At 39.8% G+C, this 16,087-nt stretch carries 12 protein-coding genes; 1 reads left to right on the top strand and 11 read right to left on the bottom strand.

Annotated features, from left to right (window positions below; genetic code table 11):
- Window position 1: 1 nt before the first annotated feature.
- From I7X29_RS07550 to I7X29_RS07500, 11 genes are all read right to left on the bottom strand, one after another.
- Window positions 2–892 (bottom strand): carboxypeptidase-like regulatory domain-containing protein, encoded by an 891-nt coding sequence (locus I7X29_RS07550; protein ID WP_198473708.1) that lies wholly within the window; start codon window positions 890–892, stop codon window positions 2–4.
- Window positions 893–897: 5 nt separating this feature from the next.
- On the bottom strand, window positions 898–1,725 hold the full coding sequence (locus I7X29_RS07545; RefSeq protein ID WP_198473706.1) for a carboxypeptidase regulatory-like domain-containing protein: 828 nt from the start codon (window positions 1,723–1,725) through the stop codon (window positions 898–900).
- A gap of 99 nt (window positions 1,726–1,824) precedes the next feature.
- Window positions 1,825–2,931, bottom strand: coding sequence for an efflux RND transporter periplasmic adaptor subunit (locus tag I7X29_RS07540; protein ID WP_198473704.1), 1,107 nt, complete (start codon window positions 2,929–2,931; stop codon window positions 1,825–1,827).
- Between the two features lie 306 nt (window positions 2,932–3,237).
- Window positions 3,238–4,113 (bottom strand): geranylgeranylglycerol-phosphate geranylgeranyltransferase, encoded by an 876-nt coding sequence (locus I7X29_RS07535; RefSeq protein WP_198473702.1) that lies wholly within the window; start codon window positions 4,111–4,113, stop codon window positions 3,238–3,240.
- A gap of 30 nt (window positions 4,114–4,143) precedes the next feature.
- On the bottom strand, window positions 4,144–5,454 hold the full coding sequence (locus I7X29_RS07530; RefSeq protein WP_198473700.1) for a lytic transglycosylase domain-containing protein: 1,311 nt from the start codon (window positions 5,452–5,454) through the stop codon (window positions 4,144–4,146).
- A 97-nt stretch (window positions 5,455–5,551) separates the two neighbouring features.
- The gene (locus I7X29_RS07525) at window positions 5,552–7,873 is read right to left on the bottom strand and encodes a penicillin-binding protein 1A (protein ID WP_198473698.1); all 2,322 of its coding nucleotides are present in this window, start codon (window positions 7,871–7,873) and stop codon (window positions 5,552–5,554) included.
- A gap of 81 nt (window positions 7,874–7,954) precedes the next feature.
- Complete coding sequence (locus I7X29_RS07520; protein ID WP_009750813.1) at window positions 7,955–8,434, bottom strand: gliding motility lipoprotein GldH; 480 nt, start codon at window positions 8,432–8,434, stop codon at window positions 7,955–7,957.
- The gene (locus I7X29_RS07515) at window positions 8,421–9,782 is read right to left on the bottom strand and encodes a PSP1 domain-containing protein (protein WP_193433069.1); all 1,362 of its coding nucleotides are present in this window, start codon (window positions 9,780–9,782) and stop codon (window positions 8,421–8,423) included. The genes I7X29_RS07520 and I7X29_RS07515 overlap by 14 nt, the downstream gene beginning before the upstream one ends.
- A gap of 226 nt (window positions 9,783–10,008) precedes the next feature.
- The gene (locus I7X29_RS07510; RefSeq protein WP_198473696.1) at window positions 10,009–11,670 is read right to left on the bottom strand and encodes an MBOAT family O-acyltransferase; all 1,662 of its coding nucleotides are present in this window, start codon (window positions 11,668–11,670) and stop codon (window positions 10,009–10,011) included.
- 7 nt (window positions 11,671–11,677) lie between these two features.
- A complete protein-coding gene (locus I7X29_RS07505) occupies window positions 11,678–13,138 on the bottom strand; it encodes an SGNH/GDSL hydrolase family protein (protein ID WP_198473694.1) in 1,461 nt (486 codons plus the stop codon).
- A 3-nt stretch (window positions 13,139–13,141) separates the two neighbouring features.
- A complete protein-coding gene (locus tag I7X29_RS07500; protein WP_198473691.1) occupies window positions 13,142–15,025 on the bottom strand; it encodes an ABC-F family ATP-binding cassette domain-containing protein in 1,884 nt (627 codons plus the stop codon).
- A 156-nt stretch (window positions 15,026–15,181) separates the two neighbouring features.
- Between I7X29_RS07500 and I7X29_RS07495 the strand changes: the two genes are divergently transcribed.
- Complete coding sequence (locus tag I7X29_RS07495; protein WP_198473689.1) at window positions 15,182–16,048, top strand: lysophospholipid acyltransferase family protein; 867 nt, start codon at window positions 15,182–15,184, stop codon at window positions 16,046–16,048.
- Window positions 16,049–16,087: the final 39 nt, after the last annotated feature.

Genomic DNA, 16,087 nt, shown 5'->3' with positions numbered 1-16,087 from the left:
TTTATTTTTTAGTGTTTACAATGATTACGCCATAGGCTCCAAGAGAGCCATATAATGGAACTCCTGATTGTCCATCTATTTCTATTATTTCCTCTATTTTCTTCCGTCGTATTTTTTTGAGAAACTCTTCCTTTTTTTCTATAGGCACTCCGTCGAGAACAAACAACTTGTCGCAAGGAGTTTTCAAACTTATAGAAGGTATAGAGGCTCTTGGGTCGCTACTCCTTCTTTCAATAGGAGGATGTTGTACAAAGTTATAACTTTGCTCTTTTGCTTCTTTTACAACAAGATAACAATCCTCTATATTTTCAGGTTGTATTGCCTCCCAACGACGTGCTTGGATAGCGTAATTGCCTAAACTATCCGTATATGTCTCAGTATTCCTATCTTTATTATATACCCTAATATTAGCCAAAGGCTTACCTTCTTTATCAGTAACTTTACCCGTTATAGTAATAAAAGAATTCATATAGTTATACCACCCTAAAATATTCCAATATTTTTGATATTTCTGATATTTCTTTAGCTTCCTTCTTGTCCAACGACTCATTGCAAGGCTATCAGCTTTTTGTTTAGCTACTTTGGTGGTAACATATATCAAGCCATTTATAGCTCGTGATCCATATAAAGCTGTTACTATATCATTCCTTAATATATAAATTGTTTCAATTTCATCTGCTCTATTTCCCCATTCGTTAAGGAATTTATGATTATCACTAATGCTTTCATCATCCAGCATAATAAGAGGAGGTGTATTTTCTACAATAGAATGACAGGCTCTAAAAGCAGTCGCTATCTGGGTTATACTATTTGTTTTTTCGATAGACTCCTTAATAGCTTGCGCCATAACCGAAAGCGTAAAAAAGAATAAAAATATAGTAAGTCGGGTCATAGCTTTTATTTTTTAGTGTTTACAATGATTACTCCATAGGCTCCAAGAGAGCCATACATCGAAGCTTGTTGCTCATCTAATTCTATTATTTTCTCTATCTTCTTATTTCTTATTTTAGCAAGAAAACTTTTTTTATTTTCCATAGGCACTCCGTCGAGAACAAACAACTTGTCGCAAGGCGACCCAAATACAGAAAGTGTAGAGGCTCTTGGGTCGCTACTTCTGCTTTCAATAGGAGGATGTTGTACAAAGTTATAACTTTGCTCTTTTGCTTCTTTTACAACAAGATAACAATCCTCTATATTTTCAGCTTGTATCGCCTCCCAGCGACGGGCTTGGATCGTGTAATTGCCTATGCTATCGGTGAGAACCTCGGTATTGCTATCTTTGTTATATACCCTAATATTAGCCAGAGGTTTGCCTTCTCTGTTACTAACTTTCCCCGAAACCACTATAGAGCGTCGCGTTTGATAGACTTCCCAAATCTCGGCATAAAGTTGCTCTTTCCTGTTGAGTTGCCTATTAGGAGGATTATTGACAAGGGCTTCTGCTTTCTGAAAAGTTTCCTTAGTGATGATATATACGGCTCCGTATTTTGCACTGTTGCCAAAAAGATTTTTAGCTTCTTCTGTAAAAAATACCAAAATTTCGGCTATATCTTTGGGTTGTAGTTTTTTAGTCTTTAAACTCCATTCGCTAAATTTCTTTCCATCGATGAGGTAAAGTGGAGTCTTGTTAGAAATTTCCCCTATATCCTTTATACCTCCGCCTTGGGATTCCTTAACTTGTGCTGTGAGAGGCAGAGAAAAGAGTAATAATAACAAATATTTCATAATAACGAGGGGCAAATGACGAGTTACGAATGACGAGTTACGAATGACGAGTTACGAATGACGAGTTACGAGTTACGAATGACGAGGGGCAACTTTTCACTAAAAGATAGGTTGTATTTTCTTTACGAGGCTGTCCATTGAAATGGTTTGGGGTTTGATCACGGTACCTGTACGTACCTTGTTGAGACCTTGAGCGAGGATGAGATCGCCTTTTTTGAGTCCGCTTTCTACAACTGCATAATTATCAGCGCGGTTTTTAAGTGTGATGACGGTTTGTCGCAAGGTGTCTTTTTCGGCTACGCGGTATACAAATACTTTTCCTTGTTGTTCAAAAGTGGCTACCTCAGGAATTACAAGTGAATTATTGAAATTTTGAGGTATTTTAATCGTTCCACTATTGCCATTAGTGAGCAATTTGTTAGGATTAGGGAAAGTAGCGCGGAACTGTATGCTACCTGTAGAGGGGTCAATTTGTCCGGTTACCGCTTGAATTTTACCTTTTTCAGCATACTCTTTTCCGTTAGCTAATACCAAAGAAGCCTCAGGCAGGTTTTTGAGTTTTTCGGTAGTAGTTTTGCCTTCGGTGTTAGCTAAAAAGTCGAGGTATTCTTTTTCGTTCATTGAAAAATAAGCATATACCTCTTTCACATCAGAAACAGTAGTGAGTACTGTGTTATTGGCGGTTACTAAAGCACCTTCTCGGAAGTTGATTGCTCCTACTACTCCATTTACAGGTGCTTTTACTACCGCAAAACCGATATTGCTGGCCACCTCGTTGTAGGCAGCTTGAGCGCGTTGCAAGTTGGCTTTGGCAGTTGCTAATTGCACGGGGCTCACGATATTTTTTTCTACCAAGGGCACTAATTTATCTACTTCTACTTTGGCGACCTCTACCGCTGCTTTGGCTGAGGCTGCCGACTGGTTAAGGGTTTGAGTTTCCAGCTGAAACAACGGTTGCCCTTGGGTTACTACCTGACCTTCGTCTACTAATACTTTGGTGATATAACCAGAAATCTTGGCCTGCACGGAGCTGTTTACAATGCCTTCAATATTTACTGGATAAGAGAGTTGAGAAACCGTATTTTGTTCACCTACTACAATCACAGGATAAGCCTCAGGTCCATTTGATTGTTGTTGTTGTTGATTTCCATTATTACAAGCTACCAATGCGATAGCGGTTGTTGCTGTTAAAAAGATTTTATTCATAATACTTTAATTATTAGTTGTTAGTGTTAGTTTTAGGACGAGTCGGACGGGGCTGACCGGTCGGGGGAGGTAGAGGTGGTTAGGTGGGGTTGGAGGGTAAGTGTTATTGGCAAAAGTAGTTCAAAAATAGTTATAGGCAAGTGTGGGATGGCGTTAATCTTTTGTTAAAGTTTAGTAAATGAGACACCAATGCGCTGTTTTAAAATTTATGGTGCAAAGGTAAGATGAAGAGAGGATTTAGGCAAATAATATCGACAGAAAGGCTGATTTTATCGACGAAAAGTGCAAAATACGAGGTGTATTTTTTTAACTATTGATTTGCTTTACTAATATTACACTAAAGACTCCCATTACGAGAATCACTCTAAGCATATTGTGTAAGGCTCTGTATTGAGGTTGGGTTTGGCTTTTCCAAAGAAAGGCTACAAAAAACAATAAATAAAGCATTGTAAAGTAGAGAAAGTACGTCAGTTTGAATATGGGGAAACTATGGAGTAGCCAATAGATAGGCATAAAGCAGAGCAATACGTTCAAGGTGATGAGTTTTTTAGCAAAACTCTCACCATAGACCACGGGAATTGTAGCATAGTTGTGAGTGAGATCACCTTTGATGTTTTGCAAATCTTTGATAAACTCTTTGGTGAGCATTAACAGAAAGATGAGTATAGCATGGGCGAAAATCACGGTTTCGAAATTGCGATAATACACAAATATTGCAAAAAAGGGGATAATAGCTAAACTTGCTGAAGTGAGGTTGCCCCAAAGCAGTAGCTTTTTGATACGGTGTGAATAAAGCCACATTGTGAAGATATAACCTGAAAAGAAAATCACTGCTCTAAACGACACATAGCTCGCTACTATTACTGAGAGAAAATTGAGCAAAAAATAGAGGGTAAGTTTGGTATTCTGACTCACTAAGTGGTTGATCATCGTTTGGGTAGGTTTATTAATCAAATCTTTACCTTTGTCGTAAAAACCATTGATAATATACCCTCCAGCGATAGCCAAAGCTCCTGCTATGACGAGCATCAACAAGTGTGTATCGGCAAGGACTTCACGCCAAGGTTGTTTGGAGAGCACGAAGATAGAGGCTAAGTACTGAGCTACACAAACCATCGCAATATTGTAGCCACGAACTACCGAAAAAAGCCCCAATAATTTTAATAAAGCTCTTCTCTTCATACTATCTAACTGTTATTTCTAACTTCTATATTACTTGTATATAGAAAGTCGTTGTCCCACGCGTACTTTATTACTTTTCATTCGGTTCCAGCGTTTGATATTGTTGATTGTCACGCCGTGGCGACTAGCAATTTTACCTAAGTTATCGCCTTTTTTCACCGTATAAACTGTTTTTTTAGTAGATTTACCTCCTGCGTATTGTTCGCCTTTGGTTACTTCAGGAAGAACTTGTTCACGTTGAGCTTTTTGTTCGTTTAGGTAGTTGTAGATAGCTTGTTCATTAGATACGAACTTACCTATTTCGGAGATAGGCAAACGCACGGCATAGTTGCGCCCTTCAACATAAGGCACTACATCTAATTGGTAAGAAGGGTTAAAAAACTGAATATCTTGTACATCCATACCTGTAATTTCGGCTATATCCTTGAAAGGAATGGCTTGTTTTACACGAATGGTATCAGTTTGGAAGAGATGATTGGCGCGTTTTTGAGGTTTGAAGCCGTGTTCTTTAGCATATTCAAAAATATAGAGTGTTGCCAAGAAAGCAGGCACATACCCCGCTGTTTCACGAGGAAGATAGGGGCGCAAATTCCAATAGTTAGTCTTTCCGTTAGATCGGCGTATAGCTTTAGTGACATTGCCAGGTCCTGAATTATAGGCAGCGAGAGCTAAATCCCAGTCACCAAATATTTTGTAGAGTTCGTTTAAGTATTTTGCAGCGGCCTTAGTAGAACGAACGGGGTCGCTGCGTTCATCGACATAGTTATTTACCTCTAAGCCATAGCTTTTACCTGTAGCATACATAAATTGCCATAAGCCTGTAGCCCCAGCACGAGAGCGGGCTTTAGGATTTAAGGCTGATTCAATAATGGCGAGGTATTTCATTTCAAGAGGAATTTTTTGGTTACTCATTTCCTGTTCGAACATTGGAAAATAGTAATCACTGAGGCTCATCAGGCGTTCTAACGAAGAGCGGCGATTTTTCAAAAACGATTTGATCACCTGTTCTAATATAGGGTTATACTCCACGTTGAAAGGTGTTTTTTCATTCAGTTTACGCAAGCGCTCTTTGAGTACTTCAGTAGGCAACTCACTGTAATCTACATCAGTAGGGGTTGCGGCTACATCTTCGCTCATTTGAAAGAACAAATCGGAATTAGACAGTTCTTTCAGCCATTTTTCATCATATTTTTTTATGTTGGGATTATCGTTAAACTTGTGTAATCCTTCGCGTTTAGGATTTCTATTTATTGTGTCTTTTTGAGAGTTTTGCGCCTGCATTGGCATACTACCTAAGAGCAAACAGGCGAGGGTAGTGAGTGTATATTTTTTAAATTTCATATTCTTAATAATGTAAGTGCGTTTTTTAGTTTATTACAATAAGGGCGACAAAACTACTAAAAATATTACAAAGAGACAAACATTCGCTCAAGAAACTTTAAAAATCGATTTCAGGGTCTTCAGTATCTCCTTCTTTTTCTTTATTGCAATCTATAGGAATTTCTTTGTTTTGAGGGGCAGGAAAAGCGCCTTTAGAAACACTCAAATCTTTATCGGCATAGCATTTTTTCATATAATAGCCGAATATGGGGAGTGCCATTGTAGCCCCTTGACCGTAGGCAGTAGTACGGAAGTGTATCGCGCGGTCTTCACCTCCTACCCAAACACCGGTAACAAGATTAGGCACCATACCGATAAACCAACCATCGCTATTATTTTGAGTGGTTCCTGTTTTACCTGCAATAGGGTTCGTAAATTGATAAGGATATCCTGTCATTACATTTTTGTAAATGGTATTATAAGTTTCTGCACCTTTGGTACGCAAGCGCGCTCCTGAACCATAGCGTGTAACCCCTTCCATCAAGTTTACAACAGCACGAGCTACTTCAGCACTTACTACATCGTGAGTTTCAGGGGTGTTTTCAAAAAGTACTGTACCGTTCTTATCTTCTATACGCGTTACCAACACAGGTTTTACATATACCCCTTCATTGGCGAAAGTACCATAAGCCCCTACCATTTGGAAGACAGTTGCATCGGCAGTACCTAAGGCGATAGAAGGCATTTCGGGCATATTGGAAGTGATGCCGAGTTTTCTCACCAAATTGATCACGGGTATAGGGCCTACTTTATCCATCAGGTTTACAGTAATAGAGTTTACTGAGTTTGCCAAAGCGTATTTGAGGGTCATCATTTTACCTGTGAAATTACCTGTAGAGTTACGTGGGCACCACGCTTGCACATTGCCGTACTTATGAGCTTCTACACACGTTGGGATATCAGGGAGTTCCATACAAGGAGAATAGTGCAATTGGTCGATAGCGGTGGCATATACAAAAGGTTTGAAGGTAGAGCCCGTTTGGCGAGCTCCTTGTATCACTTGGTCGTATTGGAAATGCTTGTAGTTGATGCCTCCTACCCACGCTTTTATGTGTCCTGTTTGAGGTTCCATAGACATCATACCTGTACGCAAATAAGCTTTATAATACAATATAGAGTCACGTGGGGTCATAATGGTATCTTTTTCACCTTTCCAACTGAAGACACGCATCTCTACTTTTTTATCAAACGACTCGCGGATTTCCTTTTCGGAATAGCCTAAATACTTAAGGTGTATCCAGCGATTAGAGTTTTTCATTGCGCGTTCCATTAGGTTTTTATACTCTTCTTTAGAGACTTTCACAAAAGGATAGGTAGCATTTTTCTTAGGGTTATTCTCGGCGTCGAAGGCTTTTTGTAGTTGTTTCATATGAGCTTTCACAGCAGCCTCGGCATAAGCCTGCATCTTAGAGTCGATGGTTGTATAGACTTTCAATCCGTCGAGATAGAGGTTGTGTTTAGTACCATCGGGTTTAGGGTTTTGGTCTATCCAGGTTTTCATATAAGAACGCAGGTACTCACGGAAGTAGGTTGCCATCCCGTCGTTATGACTTTCGGGGGTAAACTTGATTTTCAATGGCAACTTTTGCAAGGAATCTTTTTGTTCTTGGGTAATGTAGTTGTTCTTAGCCATTTGGGCGAGTACTACATTGCGACGATTAGTTACTCCTTCTTTATTTTTCACAGGATTGTAGAGAGCAGAGTTTTTAAACATCCCTACAAGCATTGCGCCTTCTTCTATTTTGAGGTTTTTAGGTTCTTTATCGAAGTAGATTTTAGCAGCCGAACGGATACCATCGGCATTGTTATTGAAGTCGTAGATATTGAAGTACATTGCTAATATCTCTTCTTTAGTATATTGTTTTTCAAGGCGTGTAGCGATCACCCATTCTTTTATTTTTTGAGTATAACGTGCTAAACCTCTGGTTTTTTCTTTATGAAAAAGCTGTTTTGCCAATTGTTGTGAGATGGTGGAAGCACCTCCTTTTCTACCAAAATAGACCATTGCCCGCAATGTACCACGCACGTCGATTCCTGAGTGTTCATAGAAACGTTCGTCTTCGGTGGCGACGAGGGCATCGACTAAGTGTTTAGGTAAATCTTTGAAGCGGATAGGCGTACGGTTTTCATCTAAATAGAATTTTCCTAACGATTTACCATCGGCGGTAACGATTTCGGTAGCCAAATTGGTTTCGGGATTTTCCAAGTGTTGGAAGTCGGGCATTTCGCCCAACAAGCCTAAAGAAGCCGAAGTAAAGAGTAATATCACTCCTACCACGCCCGCTATAAAGATATACCAAAACCATCTCACGACTGTGCTGAGTCCTTTTTTAGGTTTGCGGCTGCTGTTGTTACTGTTTGTGCTGTTTGCTTTTTTCATAGTTTATTATTTTTTAAGTCTCCTACGAATTTCACGAATTTACACGAAATTGAGACTATATAAAACTCTTTTGTTAGGCAATTATTTATTAGTTTCTTCGCGTAGCCCCACTTCGGTGATTCCTTTGAGTATTGGTATTCCTTCATCATCACCTATTTTGCGCATTGCTTGTTCTATTTTGATGTTGTACTTACCTTTAGCAGGGAAAACGAATTGTTCTTTGTACCACAATTTGCTTTCTTTCACTGCTGAATAGCCATCTCCCAACCATTTACCTTCGGGGGTTGCCATTTCGTATTGCAACGTATCGACAATTACCTTATCGCTATTGGGCACTTCCATTTTGGCAATCAAATAGATATTGCTAAACTCGTAATGCTCATCGTTACGCAACATTATGAACAAGTTTTTTTTAGCCAACGTATCGTTTGCTTCTAAAAGAAAGGTTACAGGTTCGTTTTTAGTCCAACCATTAGGCAAAGACACATATTGGCTGTATTCCACATTACTATGGCAAGACACGAGGGTTAGCCATAGGAGTAATACACTAAGCGTTCTCATTTTTAGGTTTATCGGCATTAGAGTTGGGTTTGTTATTTTTATTATTGGGCTTTTTCTTAGCGGTATTGGGGTTGTTATTAGCATTAGGATTGTTATTATTGCCGTTATTTTTAGGCTTGGGCGATTGTTTCTTTTTGTTAGACTGCCCTTGGGGTTGGGATTGTGCTTGTTGGGTTTTGTTATCTCGCTGAGGCTTACTGTTATTATTGCTCGCTTTTTTGTTGTTATGCTTGTTCTTTTTGCGTTTAGGGGCATCGAAACGGGTGATGCTATCTTCTTCTACTGGAGCGAGTTCAATACCTTCATAAGCTGAAGTGCTTTTACGTGAAGACAAATCGGTAACGATGGCATACTCTTCTAACTCTTCAATAGGTTCTCCCTCTTTATTGAGTTCGATAATTTCTTTTACGCTATCTACTGAGAGTTTGTGCCAAGTGATAGGATTTTCGTCGTAAGTGAACCACATTAGGCGTTTGAAGATGTCTATTTTTTGGCACGATGCCATACCGCGCTGTGTGTGGAGTTTTACATCGGTGCGGGGGAAATCTTGCAGAGCATCGAGATAGGTGTCGAGTTCGAAGTTCAAGCAGCATTTGAGTTTACCGCACTGACCTGCAAGTTTTTGAGGGTTGAGTGACAATTGCTGGTATCGTGCTGCTGAAGTGGAAACGCTTCTGAAATCGGTAAGCCAAGTAGAGCAGCAGAGTTCACGACCGCAAGAACCTATTCCACCTAAGCGGGCTGCCTCTTGGCGGAAACCTATTTGTCGCATTTCTATACGCACAGAAAAGGCTTTTGCCATATCCTTGATGAGCTGGCGGAAATCTACACGCCCCTCGGCTGTGTAGTAGAATGTTGCTTTAGAGCCGTCGCCTTGGAATTCTACATCGGAGATTTTCATCTCTAAACCTAAGGCAATTGCTAATTCACGCGATTGTTTTTGGACTTCTATTTCTTTGGCACGCGACTGTTGCCATACATCAATATCATGCTGATTAGCTTTGCGATACACTCGAGGTATATCGCCTTCCCAATCGACTTTGCGTTTTTTCATTTGCGAGCGCACCAATTCACCTGTAAGGGTTACGACTCCTACATCGTGTCCTGAAGGGGCTTCGGTGGCTACTACATCACCCATTTGGAGGGGCAATTTATCGACATTGCGGAAATACTCTTTGCGGCTGTTTTTGAAGCGCACCTCGACGCAATCAAAATACTCTTGTCCGCCAAGGAGTTGGGTATTTGCCAGCCAATCAAAAACTGATAATTTGGCAGTGCCAAAGCTTCGCGCTCCGCAGTTTGTATTACAGCTATTGTTCGTATTGTGTGTGCAAGTATTGCAACTCATTTTTCTATGGATTATTACATTAATAGAGAGGGTATAAGAGCCCTTTCAATCGGCAAAAATACGAATAATTTAGAAATTAGCAAATTTGTGAATTAGCAAATTAGAGAAAAGTAGAGAGAATATTATAGGGAGAACCTCGAAGAATCTTGGAAGATTCTGGAGGGTCTCGGGGAAAAGTAGACAGATAAAAAGGATTGATTATTGATTTCTAAAACCTAATTCTTGATTAAAACTGGAAATAGATAAATGGCTGTATATCGGTGGAATAGGCTTGATAACATATCAATACTACCACTAAGGCGATGGCAGCTTTTACTACGTAATGGCTTTCGGCAAAAACGTGCTCGGTATAGTCTTTCCAGCGTTGGGGCAGCCAGTGGGTGATATAGCCTATGAGGATGATTCCTAAACTAATATTGTTGTACTTCATCACTTGCATAGCCGAACCCCAGTCCATATTATGAGCGACTTGGTCAAACCATTGGTTTATACTTTCCATATCGTTGCTTCGGAAAAACACACGTGTGAAAGTGATAAAAACAAAAGTAAAAGCTATTTTCCAAGCGCGTACTACCCACAAGTTACTGTTCTCATACGGGCTCACCTTACGCCAATACTTATAAGCCACAACTCCTAAACCATTGAGTCCGCCCCAGATAACAAACTTCCACGATGCACCGTGCCACAATCCTCCAATGAGCATTGTAATCATAATATTAATATTGGTAGTAAGGTAGCGTTCAAAGGGTTTATAAAAGAACGCAACCGCAGAACCTGCTATTAACAGTAGCCCTGTGATGAGGGTGAAAACGAGATTGTTGATCGCTACTACCAAAATCACTACAAAAAGCAAAGAGAAGACGAAAGTGCCTATGGTACTATTGCGGTTACCTCCTAATGGGATGTACAAATAATCTTTCAGCCAAGTGGAAAGGGAGATATGCCAACGTTTCCAGAAATCACCGCAATTCAAAGCTTTGTAAGGCGAATTGAAGTTTACAGGCAAATGAAAACCCATTAGCAGTGCTACCCCTATAGCAATATCGGTATAACCAGAGAAATCACCATAGATTTGCAACGAATAGCCTATGAGAGCCAGAATATTGGCAAAACCTGTGTGCATAGAAGGGGCATCGAATATTTTGTCTAAGAAGTGCAAAGCAATAAAATCGGCAAAAATCATTTTTTTAATGAGCCCTTTGAGAATGAAGAATATCGCTTTATTGAACTCTTCTTTAGAAACAACAGTTTTCTTGAGAATTTGAGGTACAAACTCTTCGGCGCGGACGATAGGCCCTGCCACGAGTTGAGGAAAGAAACTCACATAGAAACCAAAATCGAGTATAGAGTTCAGGGGAGTTACCTTGTTACGGTATACATCTACTGTGTAGCTAATCGTTTGAAATGTATAGAAAGATATCCCTACAGGCAAAATAATTTTATCAACTGTGAAATAGCCTTGATTGCTAAAGCCATTTGCCCAATAGGCTAAATAGTTAAACGTTTGGTGCTGGGTGTGGAAGAATGCATTGTAAGTATCGGTGAAGAAATAAGCATACTTGAAATATGCTAACACTAATAAATTTAAACAAACACTCACGGTTACAGCTATTTTGCGTCGGCGTTCTTCGGCTTGCCGATAGATGTAGTGCCCCAGATAAAAATCGGTAACAGTACTGAATACTAACAGCAACACAAAAAGGCCGCTCGCCTTGTAATAGAAATAGAAACTAGCGATTAGCAAAAACAGATTGCGCAGGTGTCGGCGTCGGTAAATCAGAGCAAAGACAGCATACACCAAGACAAAGAATATCCAGAAGTCTATCCGCACAAAAGTAAGCGGATGCTCAGGATTAAACATAAAGAAATTGTTGAAAAAGTCTGTCATAAATCTGTTATTCTACCGCTGTGAGGTCGTTGTGTAAACACTGATAAAACACTTCTGAAATAAGTTTAGTTCCTTTAGGGCTAAAATGGACATAATCGGCAGCTGCCATTCCTTCTTTTACCCACGTAATCATAGAGTTTTCGCCACCCATTGCCTCATACATACTGAAGTAGGCGATATCGTTTTTCATACACTCTTCTTTCATCAAATCGTTGAGTTTAGGCACATAAGGATAAGTGATGCGCTTGCCGTTGCGCGAGGTGGTCATATCGCCATTACCTATGAGCATAAACATTGCATTGGGGTTGGCACGTTTCACCCATTTCATATTGAAAATAAGTCCTTCAACATAGTCTTTCAGCTGTTGATCGGTTTTCATATAAGGAATGGTATTACCACCGAACTCGAAAATAAAGAGGTCGGGTTTACGAACGGCAGACATTTGGCGGTAATTCTCATAGTTCATACGGGTGAAAATACGTCCTGCTTCACCGCGCATTGCCACGTTATCGGCGCGCACTCCCGAAGCAGCATCAAGGGTAATTCCATAGAAATCAGGACTTACACGTGCTTCCAATTCTATATATAACTCATCGGGGGTAGTTGCAAAATTCAGTTGGTAGTTATGGTATTTACCATCGGCGATGAGAGTATCAATTTTAATTACATTTTTTCCTTGGTATACCCTAATAGCAGTTCGGCTGGTAGCATTACCATAGTGCAACCCAAATTTGGTATAGTTTTGCAGGCGTGCGTAGGATTTTTTAGAAGGTTTGATTGTAAAGGATGCCTTTGTAGGTTTCAACAAAGCAGTATCTTTCACATAAGGTGTAAAGCGCGAATAAGTAGCATAAAGTCCGTAACTATTGTGTTTCAAAGTTTTGCGCTGTTTGCGATCAAAGAAAGCATAGCGCATCCAGTTAGGTGAAGAGACTATTTCTACACTATTTTGGCTATAGACCACCTTGATAGGAACAAAACCAGGTCCGCCTCCACCATAGGAGAGTTGCAAGCGGTTGCGTATATAGGCAGTGATACGGTCGCCTTCTATTTGAGAGTCGCCGTAATGTACAATTTGGCAAACGCCTTGACGAAGTTTAGCTTTGAGGCGTTTGATATAGTCAATTTTATTTCCAGGGTAATAGATTTTACCTTCTACATTGGTATCTAAAGTGTGTAGAGAATCTTTTTCGATAGTATCGTTCGTTGTTAAATTTTTTGTTTTTTCATCAACGATACTTCCCGAAGTTTCTTTGATTAGCTCATCGAGTTTGTTGTTTTCTTTTTCATCAGCTTTGAAGAGTTCTCCTAAAATATCGGGGGTAGGATAGCGTAACATTGCATCACCAAAGGCAATACCTTCACGCACCATACCGTTGGCGGTGGTGTGATAACGACTGAAAAAGGTCATCGCAAAAAGGGCAGCGAGTAGTCCCACGATAAAGAGTAAGATTTTCTTAGGTTGCATAGATTAACTCATTAAAGATTCCCATTCGGTCATTAAATCCTCCAATTGTTGTTTTTTCTGTTCGTACTGTTTGTAGAACGCATCGGTTTGTACGCCTTGCCCCATTTGCTCGTTCATCGCTTTGAGTTCCTGTTCAAGCTCGGTGATGTTGCGTTCTATTTTATTGAGTTTGTTTTGAGCTGCTTTCTGTTGTTTTTGTTCTTCGAAAGAGAGTTTTTCAGGAGTTTGAGCAGCTTTAGCAGTAGTAGTTTCTTTAGGTTGTTCTATTTCGCGAAAATTGGCGGCAGCACGTTGTTCTAAATAGAAATCAATATCGCCCAAATATTCTTTGAGGTGTTGGTTTTTAAATTCGTATACTTTATCGGTGAGTCCTTGCAAGAAATCGCGGTCGTGCGACACGATAATGAGCGTTCCTTCGAATTGCTGAAGTGCTTTTTTGAGTACGTTTTTACTCTTGATATCCAAGTGGTTCGTAGGCTCGTCCATTACCAAGACATTGAAATCTGACAGCAACATTTTAGCCAATGCCAAGCGGTTGCGTTCGCCTCCTGAAAGCACTTTCACTTTCTTATCTACTTCATCGCCACGGAAGAGGAAAGAGCCGAGTATGTCGCGGATTTTCATACGATTGCTATCGTTAGCAGCGTTGAACATCGTATCGAGTACGGTAAGTTCACCATCCAAATAGTCGGCTTGATTTTGGGCAAAATACCCTAATTGTACATTGTGACCTAACTTGATAGTTCCATCGTACAGAATTTCGCTTACAATCATCTTGGCGAGGGTAGTTTTTCCTTGTCCATTTTGTCCTACAAAGGCCACTTTACTACCGCGTTCTACGAGTAAACTCACGTGGCTAAGCACTTGTTTTTCACCGTAGTTTTTAGATACATCATCTATTTCGAGCACCACTTTCCCTGGAGTTACCGATACGGGAAAACGCACATTCATCACAGCATTATCTTCCTCATCTACCTCTATGCGCTCTATCTTGTCGAGTTTTTTCATCAGCGATTGCGCCATAGAAGCCTTAGTAGCTTTTGCACGGAATTTTTCAATCAACTTTTCAGTTTGTTGAATTTTCTTTTCTTGATTTTTTTGTGAAGCGAGTTGCTGTTCGCGTATTTCTTGGCGCAATGCCAAAAATTGGGTGTAAGGTTTAGGGTAATCGTATATTTTGCCTACTGAAATCTCGATAGTGCGGTTGGTAACATTGTCTAAAAACATCCTATCGTGAGAGACAATCACTACTGCCCCACTATAAGTTGTGAGAAATTGTTCCAACCATATAATTGACTCGATATCCAAGTGGTTCGTAGGCTCGTCCAGCAACAACACATCGTTGTTTTGCAAGAGCAGTTTTGCCAACTCTATGCGCATACGCCAACCTCCTGAAAAGCTATCGGTGAGTTTATCAAAATCACTACGCTGGAAGCCAAGACCTTGTAATACTTTTTCAGTTTCACCTTGGTACTGATACCCCCCGATGAGATCGAAACGATGTGTATAATCGCTTAGCTTATCGAGCAAATCGTGGTATTCTTGACTCTCGTAATCGGTGCGAGTTTCTATTTGATGATGGATATTGTCTAACTGGCGTTCTAATGCTTTGATTTCGGTAAATGCCTGATAGGCTTCTTCTAAGATAGTGCGCCCTTTTACAAAATCGATATCCTGTTTAAGGAAACCGATGCGCACATCTTTATCGGTAGCAATTCCACCAGTATCGGGTTTTAGTTCGCGTGAAAGCAGTTTGAGCATTGTAGATTTACCCGCTCCATTCTTACCGATAAGCCCCACTCGGTCGCCTGCATTGAGCATAAAAGCGACATCCTCGAAGAGGTATTCACCTTGAAAAGAAACAGATAGATTGTGAACATTCAGCATAGAGAATAATTAGCAATTGATAATTGACAATTGACTACTGACAATTAATAATTTAAAAACGGGGGCAAAAGTACGAATAATTTGTGAATTAGCAAATTAGCAAATTGGCTATTTGACAAATTATTTTTACCTTTGCGGCTTGAAACTGAACCTCTAATGAATTTATTTATTTATATTATTGCCTTCCCACTTATTTGGCTACTCTCGCGAATGCCTTTCTGGATGCTCTATGGCATATCGGATTTTTTATACTTTATACTATATACTCTATTGAAATACAGAGTAAAAGTGGTACGCAAAAACTTGCATACAGCCTTCCCTTTTAAAACTGAAACTGAACTTTTAGACATCGAACGCAAATTCTACCACCACTTTTGTGATACTCTTTTAGAAATGGTAAAATCGTACGGAATGAGTGAAAAAGAAATGAAAAAACGTATGGTTTTTCCTAACTTGGAAGTTTTGAAGAAATACGAAAATGAGGAACGCAACATCTTGTTTATGTGCAGTCATTACGCAAGTTACGAATGGTTACTTTCATTGGCTTACTTCTTAAAACACAAATCGTATGCTCTCTATACCCCGCTAAGCAACCCTTATTTTGACAAACTTTTGCAGAAAATACGCACTAAACATCACAGCTTTTTGCTACCGCGCTACACTGCTCACCGCGAGATGAAAAAACACAAAGATGCTCACGATGTATATTGTTATGGATTTGCTTCCGACCAGATTCCAAACAACAAAAAGAACTATTTACGTCCGTTTTTAGGTTTGAATGTACCTGTTTTCACTGGGGCAGAACGCTTGGGTAAGGCTTTGAATACGGTGATTGTGTTTGCTAAAATAGAAAAACTAAAACGCGGGTATTACCAAACAACTTTTGAAGTTTTAGCTGAAGTACCTAACGATTACGTGGATTTTCAAATCACAGATATGTTCTTTGAACATGTAACCCGACAAATTTATGACCGTCCTGAGTTCTACTTGTGGACACACAATAGATTTAAAAGGATGAGATGAGACAAGATGAATAATAATAAAAAAAGCTGTCCAGAGTTG

Origin of the sequence: Capnocytophaga periodontitidis, from assembly GCF_016126015.1 — a bacterium.
Taxonomy (GTDB): domain Bacteria; phylum Bacteroidota; class Bacteroidia; order Flavobacteriales; family Flavobacteriaceae; genus Capnocytophaga; species Capnocytophaga periodontitidis.
The sequence above is the reverse complement of the archived record's forward strand: the minus strand, read 5'-3'. Positions and strand labels throughout refer to the sequence as shown.